The organism is Streptomyces sp. NPDC059092 (genome assembly GCF_042756365.1).
In the GTDB taxonomy this organism is placed as follows: domain Bacteria; phylum Actinomycetota; class Actinomycetes; order Streptomycetales; family Streptomycetaceae; genus Streptomyces.
Genome location: NZ_JBHZEJ010000010.1, coordinates 1 through 15509 on the forward strand (window position 1 = coordinate 1; position 15509 = coordinate 15509).

General features: G+C 72.3%; 14 protein-coding genes. All 14 read right to left on the reverse strand.

Annotated features, from left to right (window positions below; translation table 11 throughout):
* Window positions 1-31 precede the first annotated feature (31 nt).
* The 14 genes from ACFXPL_RS08600 to ACFXPL_RS08665 all read right to left on the reverse strand — a co-directional run bounded on the left by ACFXPL_RS08600 (window position 32) and on the right by ACFXPL_RS08665 (window position 15425).
* Complete coding sequence (locus ACFXPL_RS08600) at window positions 32-583, reverse strand: DoxX family protein (RefSeq protein WP_384914642.1); 552 nt, start codon at window positions 581-583, stop codon at window positions 32-34.
* Window positions 584-700: 117 nt separating this feature from the next.
* Entirely contained in the window at window positions 701-1024 is a 324-nt protein-coding gene (locus tag ACFXPL_RS08605) for a hypothetical protein (protein ID WP_384914645.1), read from the reverse strand.
* A complete protein-coding gene (locus ACFXPL_RS08610) occupies window positions 972-1172 on the reverse strand; it encodes an antitoxin (RefSeq protein WP_384914648.1) in 201 nt (66 codons plus the stop codon). Before ACFXPL_RS08610 ends, ACFXPL_RS08605 begins: the two co-directional genes overlap by 53 nt.
* A gap of 97 nt (window positions 1173-1269) precedes the next feature.
* Window positions 1270-3576, reverse strand: a complete 2307-nt coding sequence (locus ACFXPL_RS08615) for an MMPL family transporter (protein ID WP_384914651.1) — start codon at window positions 3574-3576, stop codon at window positions 1270-1272.
* A gap of 118 nt (window positions 3577-3694) precedes the next feature.
* Window positions 3695-6007: an alpha-xylosidase gene (yicI, locus tag ACFXPL_RS08620; protein ID WP_384914655.1), complete on the reverse strand. Its 2313-nt coding sequence runs from the start codon at window positions 6005-6007 to the stop codon at window positions 3695-3697.
* A 76-nt stretch (window positions 6008-6083) separates the two neighbouring features.
* Entirely contained in the window at window positions 6084-6911 is an 828-nt protein-coding gene (locus ACFXPL_RS08625; protein ID WP_384914658.1) for a carbohydrate ABC transporter permease, read from the reverse strand.
* 5 nt (window positions 6912-6916) lie between these two features.
* Window positions 6917-7903: a carbohydrate ABC transporter permease gene (locus ACFXPL_RS08630; protein ID WP_384914661.1), complete on the reverse strand. Its 987-nt coding sequence runs from the start codon at window positions 7901-7903 to the stop codon at window positions 6917-6919.
* 16 nt (window positions 7904-7919) lie between these two features.
* Window positions 7920-9146, reverse strand: coding sequence for an extracellular solute-binding protein (locus ACFXPL_RS08635; protein ID WP_384914664.1), 1227 nt, complete (start codon window positions 9144-9146; stop codon window positions 7920-7922).
* Between the two features lie 252 nt (window positions 9147-9398).
* A complete protein-coding gene (locus ACFXPL_RS08640; RefSeq protein WP_384914667.1) occupies window positions 9399-10508 on the reverse strand; it encodes a LacI family DNA-binding transcriptional regulator in 1110 nt (369 codons plus the stop codon).
* A gap of 116 nt (window positions 10509-10624) precedes the next feature.
* Window positions 10625-11140, reverse strand: a complete 516-nt coding sequence (locus tag ACFXPL_RS08645) for a hypothetical protein (RefSeq protein ID WP_384914670.1) — start codon at window positions 11138-11140, stop codon at window positions 10625-10627.
* A gap of 119 nt (window positions 11141-11259) precedes the next feature.
* Window positions 11260-12024, reverse strand: coding sequence for an SDR family NAD(P)-dependent oxidoreductase (locus tag ACFXPL_RS08650; RefSeq protein WP_384914673.1), 765 nt, complete (start codon window positions 12022-12024; stop codon window positions 11260-11262).
* A gap of 61 nt (window positions 12025-12085) precedes the next feature.
* Window positions 12086-12859: an SDR family NAD(P)-dependent oxidoreductase gene (locus tag ACFXPL_RS08655; protein ID WP_384914676.1), complete on the reverse strand. Its 774-nt coding sequence runs from the start codon at window positions 12857-12859 to the stop codon at window positions 12086-12088.
* 75 nt (window positions 12860-12934) lie between these two features.
* Window positions 12935-14239 carry an MFS transporter gene (locus ACFXPL_RS08660; protein ID WP_384914679.1) on the reverse strand — a complete coding sequence of 435 codons (1305 nt, stop codon included), beginning with the start codon at window positions 14237-14239 and terminating at the stop codon, window positions 12935-12937.
* A 307-nt stretch (window positions 14240-14546) separates the two neighbouring features.
* Window positions 14547-15425 carry a polysaccharide deacetylase gene (locus ACFXPL_RS08665; protein WP_384914682.1) on the reverse strand — a complete coding sequence of 293 codons (879 nt, stop codon included), beginning with the start codon at window positions 15423-15425 and terminating at the stop codon, window positions 14547-14549.
* Window positions 15426-15509 lie beyond the last annotated feature (84 nt).

The following is a 15509-nucleotide window of genomic DNA, read 5'->3' on the forward strand; positions in this document are numbered from 1 at the left end:
GTGGCCCACCCCTCGTACGCGTACCGGCGGGTCAGTGCCCCGTGGTGTCGTCGTCCGGCGCCCCGTTCCCGGCCTCCGCCGCCAGCGCCTTGGCCCGCCTGCTGATCACCACGGCCGCCGCCGCCGCGCTGACGGCGAAGGCCACGGGGACCATCCAGTGCCGGTCGAGCACGTGACAGGTGGCGTGGTCGAGGGAGTAACGGCCCGCGCCCGCCAGCCCGATGGAGGCGGCCGTCCAGCCGAGGAAGCCCGGGTACTCGAAGCCGCCCGACTGGGCGAAGAACCCGCTGGGCGCGTGCACGGCCGCCGCACCCGCCATGCCCCCGGCCGCCGCCGCGCCGGCCGCCGGGGCGGCGAGGCCGAGCGCCAGCAGGACGCCGCCGCCCGTCTCGGCGAGGCCGGAGGCGAGGGCGCTCTGCCGGCCGGGGCGGAAGCCCATGGCCTCCATCCCCTGGGCGGTTCCGTCGAGCCCGGCGCCGCCGAACCAGCCGAACAGTTTCTGCGTGCCGTGTGCGGTGAGCACCGCGCCGGTGCCGAGTCGCAGGGCGAGAAGGCCGAGGTCACGTCGGACGGAACAGGTCATGGTGCGGCTCCGGGGTGTCGGTGGCACGGACGTTCTGGGGCGTACGTCTCCACTCTCGGCCGCGCGACGTGCGAGGGGGACCCGTTGCTGGGCCGTACGGGTCGGCCGTACCCGTCCTCACTCCTCCGTCACCCCTGCCGATCGGCCGGTCCCGCCGCGGCGCCACCTGCCGCAGCGCAGCGCGCGGGTGACGACGGTGTCCGCCATGACCTTCATGCCCGCGTCGTTCGGGTGGAGATGGCCGCCGGTCGGCGCGATGTACGAGGTCCGGAGCCCCATCCGGTGGCCGGTGGCGGTGCCGGACGCGTCCCGGACGTACAGGCTGACGGCGTACGCGTACGGCGTGTGCCACGCCCGCGCGCGGCACACGCCGTATCGGCCGGAGGGGTCAGCTCTGCGGCGGGCGGTCGCCGCCCGGCGGCTCCTGCGTGCCGAGCTCATCGTTGATCTTCTTCTGGGCGGTGTCGACCTGACCCTGGTACTTGTTCCCCGTCTTCCGGTCGAACGCGTCACCGGCCTTCTCCACCCCTTGACGGGCGGTGCCCTCATGCCCCTTGATGAGGCTCTTCAGCTTGTCGAGCATCGACATGTTCGGCTCCTCGCTCGGAACGTATCCCTGACCACCATCACCGCTCCCCGCCGATCCCGCACCCCGGCGCGGTCCACGGCGGGGTACGTGGCATCGCTCAGCCCGGCGGGGCGAAGGCCCTCGCCTCCACCGCCTCGCCCTCCGTGTCCACGTGCGGCAGGACGCGGTCCAGCCACCGGGGCGTCCACCAGGCGGCGGGGCCCAGCAGGGTCATCACCGCCGGGACGAGCAGCAGCCGGACGATGGTGGCGTCGATCAGGACGCTGACGGCCAGGCCGAGGCCGAGCATCTTGACCACGATGTTGTCGCTCAGGATGAACGCGGCGAAGACGCTGACCATGATGAGCGCCGCACAGGTGATCACGCGCGCCGTGATCTCCAGACCGTGCGCGACGCTGTCCCCGCTGCGGTGGGTACGGCGCCAGGCCTCGTGGACCCGGGAGAGCAGGAAGACCTCGTAGTCCATGCTCAGTCCGAAGACGATGGCGAACATCATCATCGGTACGTAGCTCTCGATGGGCACGGTCCCGTTGACGCCCAGCGCGGGCCCGCCCCAGCCCCACTGGAAGACGGCGACGACCACTCCGTACGACGCGGCGATCGAGAGGAGGTTGAGCACGGCGGCCTTGAGCGCGACGAGGAGCCCGCGGAACACGATGAGGATGATGAGGAACGCCAGGCCGACGACCACGCCGATGATGAGCGGCAGCCGGGCCGAGATGAGGTCGAGGAAGTCCTCCTGGGCGGCGGTCGTGCCCGTCACATAGGTCGCGGCGTCGGTGCCGGCCGCGCCGTGCGGCAGTACGTCGTCCTTGAGGTGGCGGAAGAGCGTGGCGGTCCCGGCGGACTGCGGGGACGTGCGGGAGAGCGCCGTGGCCGTCAGCACCTGGCCGTCGCCGGCCGGGGTGAGCGGGCTGACGCTCGCCGCGCCGGGAACGCCGGTGAGCGCCTTCGTCAGGTTCGCCGCGAGCGCGGAGCGGTCGGCCTGGGGGACCTTGCTCTGGTCGACGACGAGGGTGAGCGGGCCGTTGGCGCCGGGCCCGAAGCCCGCGGAGATCAGGTCATAGGCGCGCCGGTCCGTGAAGCTGGTGGGGTCGGCCCCGTCGTCGATATGGCCGAGGCGGATGGAGAACACGGGGATCGCGAGGACGCCGACGACCACCAGCCCGGCCAGCAGGAACCACCACGGATGGTGCTCCACGCGCCGGGCGTACCGGTGCCAGCCGCCTTTCGCCTCGGTGTGGACCCGGGTACTGCCGGCACGCCGCTCGGCGTGTACGACGGCCGGATCGGTGACGCCCTCCGCGACCGGGCGGCGGACCCGGTAGCGGTCGATCCGGCGCCCGGCGAGCCCGAGCAGGGCGGGTACGAGGGTGACCGCGCCGATGACCGCGGTGACGACGGTGACGGCCGCCGCGGCGCCGAGTTTGCCGATGAAGCTGATCCGGGAGACGTACAGCCCCGCCAGGGCGACGATGACCGTACAGCCGGAGACGAGGACGGCCCGGCCGCTGGTGGCGACCGCGCGGCCCGCCGCCGTCACCGGGGGCGCGCCGTCCATCGCCTGCTGGCGGTGGCGGGTGATCAGGAAGAGGGCGTAGTCGATGCCGACGCCGAGGCCGATCATCGTGGCCAGGGTGGGTGAGACGCTCGCGAAGGTGAAGACCGCGGCGATCAGGGAGAGGCAGGCCAGCCCGACGACGACCGCGATCAGCGCGGTGAGCAGCGGGATCCCGGCGGCGATGACGCTGCCGAAGCCGATCAGCAGGACGATGACCGCCACGCCGAACCCGATGGCCTCGCTCGTCAGGTCCCCGGCTTTCGGGCGGGCCAGTTCGCCGAGCGGTCCGCCGTACTCGACCTCGACGCCGGCGGCGCGCAGCGGCTGTACGGCCCGGTCGACCCCGTCGAGATAGGAGTGGGGGAAGGTGGTGGGGCTGGCGCTGAAGCGGACGCTGATGTAGCCCGTCCGCCCGTCGGAGGTGAGCGCTCCGGTGGGCGGTGAGGTGGGGGTGGCGGGCAGCGGGTTCACCGCGGAGAGGACGTGCGGGAGCTTCTTGAGGGAGGCGACCGTCTGGTCGACCTGGCTCCGCACGGCGGTGAGGGACTGCCGTCCGTCGTGCAGGACGACCTGGCCGACGGTGCCGGAGGCCGCGGGCGCGTGCTCCCTGAGCACCCGGGCACCGGTGTCCGACTGGGTTCCGGGGAGGGCGAAGTCGTCCGAGTAGGTGCCGCCGAAGGAGTTCTGCGCCGCGTGGAGCGCGCCGAGGGCGACCAGCCAGGCGACGACGACCACGACGAAGTGACGGGCGCACCACTCCCCGAGGCGCTGGAGGTGGCCGGGGCGCGCCCGGTCCGGCGACGGCGTCTCCCGCGTACCGTCCGTACCGCTGCGTGCGGTCATGCGTACCCCCAGAGGGTGCGAACATCAGCCATCCGCTACATGTGCGGCCATATGCGGTCATCTCCATACATTTGACCAGGATGGCGGTGGTGACGCTCTGGGGGAACGCGGAAAGGGCTCAGGCCAGGCGGGCCGTCAGCCGGTGGGTGCCCGCCGGGGCGCTGTGGAGGGCGCCGAGCGGATCGGGGGTGGCGTCCCCGGTGGGGGCGGCGCCCACCAGCAGGACCTTCCAGGGCAGTGCGCTCCCCGTCTCCACGACGATCTCGTCGCCGTCGCGCCGGGTGGTGAAGACCGCGGCGGGCCCTGAGCCGTCGGGCGCGGGGACGGTCGTGACGACCTCGGCGCCGTCCACCGGGGTGTGCACGCGCAGCGTCACCCCGTCCGCCCAGTCGTACTCGGGGCTCTCGTCCACGGCGCCGAGCGGGAGTACGGCGCCCGGCCTGGCCAGCAGCGGCAGGGTGTCGAAGCCGTGGGTCTCGCGCCGCCAGCCGGGGCCGGTGACCTGGGCGCCGGTGAGGATGTTGGTCCATACGCCGTCGGGGACGTAGTACTCGACCGATCCGTCCTCGGTGAAGACGGGGGCGACCAGCAGGTCGTCGCCGAGCAGGTACTGCCGGTCGAGCGGGCGGCAGGCCGGGTCGTCGGGGAACTCCAGCACCATGGCGCGCATCACGGGGGTGCCGGTGTCCCTGGCCTGGGTCGCGGCGCGGTAGAGGTACGGCATCAGCCGGTGCTTGAGGCGGGTGAAGTCGCGGGTGACGGCGACGGCCTCTTCGCCGTAGTCCCACGGCACCCGGTAGGACTTGGAGCCGTGCAGCCTGCTGTGCGAGGACAGCAGGCCGAACTGGACCCAGCGCTTGAAGAGCGCGGGTGTCGGGGTGCCCTCGAACCCGCCGATGTCATGGCTCCAGAACCCGAAGCCGGACAGGCCCAGCGAGAGCCCGCCGCGCAGCGACTCGGCCATGGCCTCGAACGTCGATTCGCAGTCACCGCCCCAGTGCACGGGCAGTCGCTGGCCGCCGGTGGTGGCGGAGCGGGCGAAGACGACGGCCTCGCCCTCGCCGCGTTCCTTGCGCAGCAGTTCGAAGACGGTCTCGTTGTAGATCTGCGTGTAGTAGTTGTGCATCCGCTCCGGGTCGGAGCCGTCGTGCCACACGACGTCGAGGGGCACGCGCTCGCCGAAGTCCGTCTTGAAGCAGTCGACGCCCTGGTCGAGCAGGACGCGCAGCTTGTCGGCGTACCAGGCGCGGGCGGCCGGGTCGGTGAAGTCGACCAGTGCCATCCCGGGCTGCCAGCGGTCCCACTGCCAGACGTCGCCGTCAGGCTTTTTGAGCAGATGGCCCTCGGCCATCCCCTCGGCGAAGAGGGGGGACTTCTGGGCGATGTACGGGTTGATCCAGGCGCAGACGCGGAGCCCGCGCTCGTGCAGCCGGGCGAGCATGCCCTCCGGGTCGGGGAAGACGTCCGGGTCCCAGACGAAGTCGCTCCACTGGTACTCGCGCATCCAGAAACAGTCGAAGTGGAAGACGCTCAGGGGGATTTCGGCGTCGGCCATGCCCTGGACGAACCGGTTGACGGTGGCCTCGTCGTACGAGGTGGTGAAGGAGGTCGAGAGCCACAGGCCGAAGGACCAGGCGGGCGGCAGCGCGGGGCGGCCGGTGAGGGCGGTGTACCGGGCGAGGATCTCCCGGGGGCCCGGGCCGTGGATGACGTAGAACTCCAGGCTCTGGTCCTCGACGCTGAACTGGACGCGGCCGACGGCCTCGGAGCCCACCTCGTAGGAGACCTGGCCCGGGTGGTTGACGAAGACGCCGTAGCCCCGGCTGGTGAGGTGGAACGGGATGTTCTTGTAGGCCTGTTCGCTGCTGGTGCCGCCGTCCGCCTGCCAGATGTCCACGGTCTGGCCGTTCTTGACGAACGGGGTGAAGCGTTCGCCCAGCCCGTACACGCTCTCCCCGACGGCGAGCGAGAGCTGCGCGAGCATGAAGTGCCGGCCGTCGGCGTCGGTCGCGAAACCGGCGCCCCGGCCGCCGATCGAGGTCAGGGTCTGCCCGCCCGCCGTGAAGTCGAGCTGCCAGGGCGCGTCGGTGTCGGTCCTCAAGGAGATTTCGCCGGAGGTGAGTTCGATCGTGGAGCCCCGCCTGGTCACCTTGCCGGAGCCGGTCCCGGCCCCGGTGGTGAGCGCGAACTCCGGTGTCCTCGGGGCGCGTCCGCCGTGGTGGGTGACACGGACGCCGATGACGCCCTCGGCGGGCGACCAGCAGTCGACGGTCACGAGGGGGGCGTTGAGGGTGTCGCCGCGGTGGGTCACCCGCCCCACCGGCGCGTGGAGGGTGACCCGGTCGTCGGCCACATCGGCGTCGGCGACGGAGACCGCGTACCGGGCGGTCACCCCGGGGCGCATCTGCCAGTACCCGTCGGTGAACTTCATCGGTGCTCCTGCTCTGTCGGAGGGGCTGGTACGGATCGGTGGCCCACCGGGTCGATGATCCCTGGGGCCACGGCCGTTATTTGACGGACCCGCCGGTGATGCCGGCGGCCACGTACTTCTGGGCCACGACCAGCAGGATCGCGGCGGGGACGGCGGAGACGACGGCGGTCGCCATCACCGCGCCCCAGTCGCTGACATGAGCGCCGATGTACTCGTACATGGCGAGCGTGATCGGTTTGACGTCGTCCGTGGTGTTGAGCGTCAGCGCGAACATGAAGTCGGACCAGGCGAAGAGGAAGGTGAACAGGCCCGCCGTGATCAGGGCGTTGCGGCTCATCGGCAGGACGATCCGGACGAAGGCGGTGAACCGGCCCGCGCCGTCGACCAGCGCCGCCTCCACGACCTCGCGCGGGACCGACACCATGAAGGCGCGCAGCAGCACGATGGAGAACGGCAGGCCGAGGGAGGCGTCGGCGAGGATCAGCCCCAACGGGGAGTTGACCAGGCGCAGTTCGACGTAGGCGCTGTAGAGGGCGTTGGCGATGACGATGCCTGGGACCATCTGGGTGATCAGCGTGGCGAACACGATCGTACGGCTGCCGCGCAGCCCGAGCTGGGCCAGGCCGTACGCGGCGGGCGCGGCCAGCGCCAGACAGACCACGACGGCGCCGAGTGCGACGACGAGGCTGGTCACCAGCGAGCCGCCCTGACCGCTCAGCGCCCGCTGGAAGTTGTCCCAGCCGGGTGAGGTGGGCAGCCAGTGGGTGGCGGCCAGGCTCTCGCCTGGCTGGAGGGCGATGTTGACCATCCAGTAGAGCGGGAAGAGCAGGACGGCGAGGACGAGGAGCGCGAAGACGGTGGAGGCGGCGCCGCGCGGGCGGCCGGCGGTGTGGGTGGTGGACATGGCGGTCACTTCCCCTGGCCGAAGTCGGAGCGGTTGGCACGCAGATAGAGCACGGCGAAGACCGCGCTGACCAGGATGAGTACGTTGCCGACCACCGCTCCCTGGCCGAAGTTGAGCTGCTGGAAGGAGAGTTGGTAGGTGACGGTGCCGAGGGTCTGGGTGGAGTCGGCGGGGCCGCCACCGGTGAGGGCGAGGATCAGGTCGAGGATCTTCACCGTGGACATGAAGCCGAGGATGAGGACCACGGTGACGACGGGGCGCAGCAGCGGCAGGGTGAGGCCGCGGAAGGTGCGCCAGGGGCCGGCGCCGTCCAATGAGGCGGCCTCGTACAGATCGCGGGGTATCTCCTGGAGCCCGCCGTAGAGGATCACCATGTTGAACGGGATGCCGATCCAGATGTTGACGAGGATCGCGGAGAGCAGGGCGACGTTCGGGCTGCTGAGCCAGGGCACGGCGTCCGAGGTGAGGTGCAGGTCCATCAGGAGTGTGTTGAGGACGCCGGTGTCCTGGTCGAGGAGTTTGCGCCAGACGACGGCCGAGACGACCATCGGGACGAGCCAGGGCAGCAGCAGGACCGCGCGGACGAACCCGGAGAGCCGGAAGCGGCGGGAGAAGAACACGGCGAGGGCGAGGCCGATGACGAACTGGCCGAGCAGGGAGCCCGCGGTGAAGAGCAGGGTGTGCCAGAGGGAGCCGGTGAAGAGTGGATTGCCGAAGACCCCGCGCCAGTTGTCGAGCCCGTTGAAGGGGGCCTCGCCGGTGAAGTAGGTGCGCGGGGTGAAGTGCTGGAAGCTCATGACGATGTTGCGTACGAGCGGATAGCCGAAGAAGGCCAGCATGTAGAGGACGGCGGGGGCGACGAAGAGCAGGCGCAGGATCGCGGCTCGGCGTGCGGGCCGCAGGGGCGCTCGGGTGGCGTCCGTGGTGCCGGTGGGGGCGTCTCCCGAGGGTCTTCCGGCGGGCGCGGGGGCGCCGGCTGTGGTGGTGGTCATGGCGGGTCTCCTCACGTCACTCACCGGCCGTGGCCCGTGACTGGGCCTGCTTCAGGGCGGCTTCGGGTGTGGAGCGCCCGGTCAGTACGGACTGGAAGGCGCCCGCGAGGGCGTCGGAGACGACCGGCCAGCGGGCGCCGACCCGGTCGGTGCGGGAGCGGGCGGTGGCGACCTCGTCGGCGAACGCGCCGAGCTTGGGGTTCTGGGCCTTGTACGCGGCGGCGGCGGCCGTACGGGTGGGGACGTTGTAGACGGCCTCGCCCCAGGAGACCTGGTTGCGCTGCTCGTTGAGGCAGTCGATGATCCGCGCCGCGGTCTTCTGGCGCCCGGCGTCGCCGGTGCGGGGCAGGGCCATGACCGTCCCGCCGATCGGCGGGACGGGCGGGCGGCCGGCCTCGGGGACGGGGATCGTGGCGACCGCCCAGTCGAGGTCCTTGTGCTCGCTGAGCACCGGAACCTGCCAGGGCCCGTTGATCATCATCGCGGCCCGTCCCGCGATGAACTGGTCGTTGACGTCCTGCTGGTTCCAGGTGACGGCGGCGCTGGAGGCGGATCTGTCGTCGATCAGGTCCTTCCAGAGGCGCAGGGCGGGGGCGCCCTTCCCGTCGTCGAGACGTGTCTCGTCGCCGCCGGCCGACCAGAAGAACGGCAGGAACTGGTAGACGCCGTCCGCGTCGGGGGTCGCGCTGAAGGCCATCCCGAATGTCCGGCCCTGGGTGAGCTTTTTGGCGGTCGCCTTCAACTCGTCCCAGGTGGCGGGTGGTTCGACGCCCGCCTTGCGCAGCAGAGCGGCGTTGTAGATCAGGGCGAGGGAGTTGACCGACCGGGCGATGCCGAACTGCTCACCCCGGAAGCTGCCCATGGAGACGGCGCCGGGCGACATCCCGGTCACGTCCACGCCCGCGTCCTTCAGCGGGAGGAGGCCGCCGGTGTCGGCGAACTGCGGGAGTTCGGAGCCGTCCAGTTCGAGGATGTCGGTCAGCGAGTGGGAGGAGGCCATCCGCAGGGCCTTGGACACCACCTGGTCGGCGGGGACGCTGGTCTGTCTGACCTTCACACCGAGCGGCTGCGCGCAGCGGTCGAAGAACTTCTGCTGCTGGTCGTGTTCGTGGGTGTCGGTGGCCGAGTTGAGGACGGTGAGGGTGCCGGGGTCGGGCAGCCGCGCACACCCGGCGAGAGGGGTGATGGCCACGAGCGCGGTGAGGAGTACGGCCGGCGCCGGGAGGCGGCGGATCTGGTGCATGGAAGAGGACTCCGTTCGGTCTACAACGCTGTATGGAGACGGAGATGCACAGAGGTGTACGGGATCCACGGGGATGTACGGGGATGTGCCGGTGGGGGGGCGAGAGGCGACGGGAGAAGTGGCGGGCAGCGGGCGGGGAGAACAGGTGTCGAATCGATTCGATTCAGCGCTGCGGCGATGGTAGGCGCTCGCCGAAACGGCGACAAGAGCCGAGCGGTGTCTTCGGTACGTACGGGCGGGGTCCGGCCGGGGTCAGCCGCGCGGCACGCCCAGCGGCACCGCGCCCGGCAGCAGGACCGGCGCGATCAGCAGATGCCCGACGGTGTCGGCGAGCAGCCGCGCGCCGGGCTCCGCGTGCTCCGTACCGCGCGCGGTGTCCTCGCGCAGCACGGCGGCGGCGGCCACGGCGAGCCGGGTGACCTCGGTGGCCAGCGTCCGGACCGGCAGGTCGATCCGGGGCAGCCGGCTGCTCGACGGGTCGCCCGGGAGCGTACCGATGACGACGACGGTGACGTCCTGTGGCACCCGCAGTCCGGCCGCGGTCACCGACGTCAGGATGTGGTGGTGCGCGGAGGGGTGCTGCACCACCAGGGCGGTCGGCGCCGCGCCGGTCCCCGCGTCGCTCCCCGGCCGCCGGGCCCCGTCGGCCGTCCGCTCCCCCAGCAGCGTACGGAGCCGGTGCGCCAGCCTGGCCGGATCGCCGACGGAGTGGACGACGCGGACGGCGGCGCCGGTGGTACGGGCGCCCCGGCGGGCGCCGTCGATCCCGCGCAGCGCGTAGCTGCGCCGGCCCCGTACCTCCGGCTCGCCGGGTGCGAGATAGACCAGCTCGCGGTGGCCGGCGGCGGCGAGTTCGCGGACGGCGAGCGCCGCGGCCTCCTCCCAGTCGAGATCGGTCCAGGGCAGGGCGTCCTCGTCGGCGGGCCGCCCGATCAGCGCCGCGGGGAAGGCCAGTTCGCGTACGACGTCGATCCGCGCGTCCTCCATGTCCACCGCCATCAGGACCGCCGCGTCCGCGAGACCGCTGAGCGCCACGCGTCGCAGCCCCTCCGCCTTGTCCTGCGAGGTCGTCAGCAGCAGGTCGTGGCCGAGGGTGTTGGCCGCGTCGCTGACCTCGATGGCGAACCGGCCGTCCACGGCGTGCCGTTCACCGGCCGCGCGGGGCAGCGCGAGGGCGATCACATGGGTGCGGCTGCTGCGCAGGGTCCTGGCGCTGGCGCGCGGGTGGTAGCCGAGCGCGTCGACGGCCTCCTGGACGCGTCTGCGGGTCTCCTCGGAGATCGAGCGGGAGCCGTTGAAGACGTAACTGACCGTGCTGGGCGCGACCCCGGCCCGCTGGGCGACGTCCCTGATGGTAGCCATCTCGACCCTTCGGTGGTGCGGGAACGACGCCGGAGGACGTGCGGCAACCCTGGCTGTTCATCGTATCGAACAGCTCCGGGCGCCGGTCCTGGCACGCTCCTGAGCAGGCGCGGTGCTCACCCGGCCACGTCCGGTGGCGCGCACACCCGCGCCAGGTGGGTGGCGAGCGCGCGGGCGCCCCACGGGGCCTCGACGCGCAGACCACCGGCCGCCGGACCGGCCGGGTCCGCCGGATCCGCTTCCGCGTGGTGGAGTACGGGAGCGGAGTACGGATCCGGCCCCGCGGTCAGCGACCAGCCCGCCGCCCGTACGGTGAGCACGCCGGGCACCGGGCCCGCGCGCAGCGCCGCCGCCGTCCAGACGACCAGCGCGTGCGGATCGGGCGTGTACGGCCGGGGCAGGCTCCAGAGGTGGGTGGGGTCCCTGGGGTCGGGGGTGATCACCGGCCCCGAGAGGGCGCGTACGGCGGTCCAGAGCGCGTCGAGTCCTTCGCAGTGGCGCCGGCGTCCGGCGCGGTCGGCGAGCTGCCAGCCGCCGCCGGGCCACGGCCTGGCGGTCAGCCGGGTTCCCGCCAGCAGCCGTCGGACGGCGCGGTGCCGGGCGGCAGTGCCGCCAGGACCGAGCGGCGCCACGCGCTCCGTCCAGCGGGTCGCGGGACGGCCGCACCCTCCGCACACGGCCGGTCAGCCCCGCTCCGTACGGCGGGCCGCCGGGGCGCGGGCGACTTCGACGTGCCCGTCCTGGCCGGCCGTCATGCCATCACGTCGCCGCTGTTGGGGCCGAGGGTCTGTCCCACGTAGAGGTTGCCGCCGGGGTCGGAGGCGAGGAGCAGCACGGTCGGCGCGATCTCCTCCGGCAGCCCGAACCGGCCGAGCGGCAGCTCCGCCTGCTTGGCGCGCTTCCACCCGGGGCTGAGCCCGTCCACCAAGGGGGTCTCCACCGGGCCCGGGGCGACCGCGTTGACCAGCACGTTGTGCGGGGCGGCCTCCCGGGCGAGCGCCTTGGTGAAGCCGATGACCCCGGCCTTGGCGGCCGAGTAGTGGGTCAGCCCCTCGCCGCCCTTCTGACCGAGCTGCGAGGCGATGTTGACGATCCGGCCGCCGCCCCGCCCGATCATGTGCGGAAGGGTGTAGCGGCAGGTCAGGAAGACACCTCGCAGATCCACGGCGATGGTCTCGTCCCAGACGGCCGGATCCATCTCCGCCAGCGGGACCTCGGTCAGGATGCCGGCCGAGTTGACGAGGACGTCCACCCCGCCGTGGCGGCGTACCACCTCCTCGACCGTCTCCCTGACCTGGTCGGCGTCGGCGACGTCGAGCGTGTGCAGGGTGACGGCGGCCGTACGGGGCAGCCGGTCGCGCAGGGCCGCCAGCCGCTCGGTGTCCCGGTCGGCGAGGGCGAGCCCGGCCCCCTCGTGGGCGAACGCCTCGGCGACGGCGGCGCCGATGCCGCTGGCCGCGCCGGTGATCAGTACGGTGCGCGGGGACGGGGTCGGTTCCGAGGGCGGGGTGGTCATGGGGTCTCCGTGAGGTGGTCGAGCCGGGGAAGGACGGGCGGGGCCGGCGGGGCGGGCGGCGTCAGTCGGGGAAGCGGACCGTCAGACCGCCGTCCACGACGAGCTGCTGTCCGGTGATGTACGAGGCTTCGGGCGCGCACAGGAAGCGGATGGCGGCGGCCACCTCCGCCGGGCGTCCGACCCGGCCGGCCGGGATGGACGAGCCCGCCGCGCGCAGCCCCTCGGGGCCGAGCGAGTTGCGCGCGTCCAGCGACTGCGGGGTCTCGATCAGCCCGGGGATCACGGAGTTGGCGCGGATGCCCCGGGGCGCCAGTTCCACGGCGAGGGAGCGGACCAGGCCCAGCACCCCGGCCTTGGCGGCGGCGTAGTGCGCGTGCTCGCCCCAGCCGTACACACCGCCCGCGATGGACGAGACGGCGAGCAGCGCGCCGGGGCCTGTCATCCGCGCCACCGAGGAGCGGAAGGTGCGCAGCACGCCGGTGAGGTCGACGCCGAGCATGTCCTGCCAGGCCTCGTCGGTGAGTTCGGCGAGCGGCGCCCGGCGCAGGATGCCGGCCGCCGCGACGGCGATGTCGAGCCGGCCGTACGTCTCCTCGGCGGCCCGCGCCAGCCGCTCGGGGCCCGCTTCGCTCGCGACATCGGCCTCGACGGCGAGACACCGGCCGCCGGCCGCGCGGACCGCGTCGACGGTCTCGGACGGGTCGTGCGGATCGGCGCTGTGGAAGCCGATCACGGTGTCGATGCCCGCCTCGGCGAAGGCGACGGCCGTCGCCCGGCCGATGCCGCTGGCGCCCCCGGTGATGAGGGCGGCGCCGCGCTGTCGTTCTCCGGTCATGGTGTGCGGATCTCCTTGTCGAACGGGCTGGGCCGGGCTGGACCTACGGGTACGGGAAGGGCGGGGCGGGGCCGGTCAGACGGCCGCGGGGGCGGGTACGGGCGCGGGGCGGCGGTCGACGTCACGGGCGCCGAGCATCACGAGCCCGGAGCCGAAGATGCCGATGGCTCCGGCGATGAAGGCGGCGATGGTCATCGAGGTCCCGGCCGCGAGCAGCGCGCCGAGCAGCGCGGAGCCGACGATGGCGCCGACCGGGCCCATGGTGTGGGCGACGTTGGAGCCGATCCCGCGGACCTGCTCGGGGAACGACTCGCTCATGTAGAACAACATCGCCGAGTAGGGGCCGGTCAGGAAGAACAGCCCGAGCGCGTAGAGGCCGATCACTGACGCCGTCGAGGTGGGGCCGAAGAGCATGGCGGTCATGGCGGCGCCGCCGCAGCTCCAGCCGATGATGATGGTCGTACGGCGGCCGATCCGGTCACCGAGCCAGCCGTGGAAGACGTAGCCGAAGAATCCGGCCAGGTTGGCGAGGACGAGGACCAGCAGCGCGCTGCTGAACGAGACGCCCTTGGCCTCGACGAGCACGGTCGTCCCGAGCACCGAGAATATCTGGATGCCCATCCAGTTGAGCAGCCAGGCGGCCGAGAGACAGAGCGTGTGGCGGCGCAGCGCGGGCGTGAAGACCTCCCGCAGGCCGGCCTTGGTCGCGGCGGTCTCGATGCCGGCCGATTTCTCGACTGCCTCGGCCTCGGCGGGGCGCCCCTCGGCGCGCAGGGCGCGGGCCTTCTTCAGGCCGAGGAAGACCGGGGACTCGGGCAGTGTGCGCATCAGCACGGCGATGACCAGCGCGGGGACGGCCGCGATCACGAAGCTGCCGCGCCAGCCGAAGGTGGGCAGGGTCAGGGCCGTCACCCCCGCTCCGACCAGGGCGCCGACCGGCCAGCCGCTCTGGACGAAGCTGAAGAGCAGTCCGCGCCGGGGGTGTTTCCCGTAGATCTCGTTGAGGTAGACGGTGTTGACGACCTCCTCGGAGTAGCCGAACCCGGAGAAGGCGCGGATACCGACCAGGGAGATCGCGCCGCCGGCCAGGGCGGTCGCCGCGGAGGTGAGGGCGGCCCCGGCCGAGGTGATCATCAGGGCCGGGCGGCGGCCGAAGCGGTCGAGGATCGGGCCGACACAGAGCGAGACCACGAAGGTGCCGGCGGTGACGCCGGTGACGACGTTGGCGGCGGTGGCGTTGGACCAGCCGAAGTCCTCGGCGATCTTGGGGAGCAGGGTGCCGAAGAGGGTGAAGTCGTAGACGCTGAAGACCCAGGCCAGGAAGCAGATGACCGAGGCGCGGACGACGAGCTTGCGGGGCGGGGTGCCCGGGCCGGTCATGCCGGGGGTCTGTGCGGCGGACGAGGATGTCGCTGACGAGTGCACGAGCGGACTCCGATACGTACGAAGGGGACGCGGGGACGGTGCGATTCGATGCGGTGAGGTGCGGGACCTGGGGGCCAGGGGGGCGGGGGCGCGGTACGGCGCCCTCACGGCGCGGGTGCCGGGTCCGGGACGGGGGCCGGTCCCCGGCGCCGGCCCGGGGACGGGGCCGGCGCCGTGCGGGCGGCCGGGGCACGGAGGGCGGCGGCCACCACGGGGAGCGGGACGGTGCGGGGAGCGGGTTCGGGAGGGGGACGGAGCGGTGTCAGCCGCGGGGACGGCGGCGGACGAAGTCCGTGGCGATCTCGTCGAAGGTGACCCAGCGGACGCCCTCGTGGCTGTTGATGTGGTCGATCAGCCGCTCGTGCATCAGCAGGTTCTGCGGCCGTCCTGACACGTCGGGGTGCACGGTCATGGTGAAGACGGCGTAGTCGTTCTCTCGGTAGACCCAGTCGAACTGGTCGCGCCACATCTGTTCGAGATCGCGGGGGCTGACGAAACCGTGGCTGTTGGGGCTGGCCTTGACGAACATCATCGGAGGCAGGTCGTCGAGGTACCAGTTGGCGGGGATCTCCACCAGGCCGGTCTCCTCGCCCCGTTCCAGCGGCTTCATCCACTCCGCCGCCGGACGGTCGTAGTCGATCTTCGACCAGCTGTCGCCGACCCGTACGTAGTACGGCTCGAAGTCGCGGTGCATCAGGGAGTGGTCGTACGCGATGCCCCGCTCCAGCAGGAGTTCGTTGGTGACCGGGGAGAACTCCCACCAGGGGGCGACATAGCCGGTGGGCCGCCGCCCGGTGCGGGTGGTGATGAGGTCGATGCAGTGGTCGAGGATGTCGGACTCCTGCGTCCGGCTCATCGCGATCGGGTTCTCGTGGCTGTAGCCGTGCACCCCGATCTCGTGACCGGCGGCCGTACACGCCTCGAACTCCTCGGGGAACGTCTCGATCGAGTGCCCCGGCCAGAACCAGGTCATGGTCATCTCCCGGCGCCGGAACAGCTCCAGCATCCGGGGCACGCCCACCTCGCCCGCGAACAGGCCGCGCGAGATGTCGCAGGGGGAGTCCTCTCCCCCGTACGAGCCGAGCCAACCGCCCACCGCGTCGACGTCGACGCCGTAGGCAACCAGGATCTCTTTCGCCATGTCGCTTCTCCTCCACATGTACTGGCTGGTGTGCTGGTCTGGTGCTGTGCTGTGCTGGTACGAGTACGGGTGTCTGCCGGTGGT

Excerpts from the sequence above, each read along its gene's own strand:
- ACFXPL_RS08600 (WP_384914642.1), bottom strand. The coding sequence starts at position 583 with ATGACCTGTTCCGTCCGACGTGACCTCGGCCTTCTCGCCCTGCGACTC.
- ACFXPL_RS08605 (WP_384914645.1), bottom strand. The coding sequence starts at position 1,024 with ATGAGCTCGGCACGCAGGAGCCGCCGGGCGGCGACCGCCCGCCGCAGA.
- ACFXPL_RS08610 (WP_384914648.1), bottom strand. The coding sequence starts at position 1,172 with ATGTCGATGCTCGACAAGCTGAAGAGCCTCATCAAGGGGCATGAGGGC.
- ACFXPL_RS08615 (WP_384914651.1), bottom strand. The coding sequence starts at position 3,576 with ATGACCGCACGCAGCGGTACGGACGGTACGCGGGAGACGCCGTCGCCG.
- yicI (WP_384914655.1), bottom strand. The coding sequence starts at position 6,007 with ATGAAGTTCACCGACGGGTACTGGCAGATGCGCCCCGGGGTGACCGCC.
- ACFXPL_RS08625 (WP_384914658.1), bottom strand. The coding sequence starts at position 6,911 with ATGTCCACCACCCACACCGCCGGCCGCCCGCGCGGCGCCGCCTCCACC.
- ACFXPL_RS08630 (WP_384914661.1), bottom strand. The coding sequence starts at position 7,903 with ATGACCACCACCACAGCCGGCGCCCCCGCGCCCGCCGGAAGACCCTCG.
- ACFXPL_RS08635 (WP_384914664.1), bottom strand. The coding sequence starts at position 9,146 with ATGCACCAGATCCGCCGCCTCCCGGCGCCGGCCGTACTCCTCACCGCG.
- ACFXPL_RS08640 (WP_384914667.1), bottom strand. The coding sequence starts at position 10,508 with ATGGCTACCATCAGGGACGTCGCCCAGCGGGCCGGGGTCGCGCCCAGC.
- ACFXPL_RS08650 (WP_384914673.1), bottom strand. The coding sequence starts at position 12,024 with ATGACCACCCCGCCCTCGGAACCGACCCCGTCCCCGCGCACCGTACTG.
- ACFXPL_RS08655 (WP_384914676.1), bottom strand. The coding sequence starts at position 12,859 with ATGACCGGAGAACGACAGCGCGGCGCCGCCCTCATCACCGGGGGCGCC.
- ACFXPL_RS08660 (WP_384914679.1), bottom strand. The coding sequence starts at position 14,239 with ATGACCGGCCCGGGCACCCCGCCCCGCAAGCTCGTCGTCCGCGCCTCG.
- ACFXPL_RS08665 (WP_384914682.1), bottom strand. The coding sequence starts at position 15,425 with ATGGCGAAAGAGATCCTGGTTGCCTACGGCGTCGACGTCGACGCGGTG.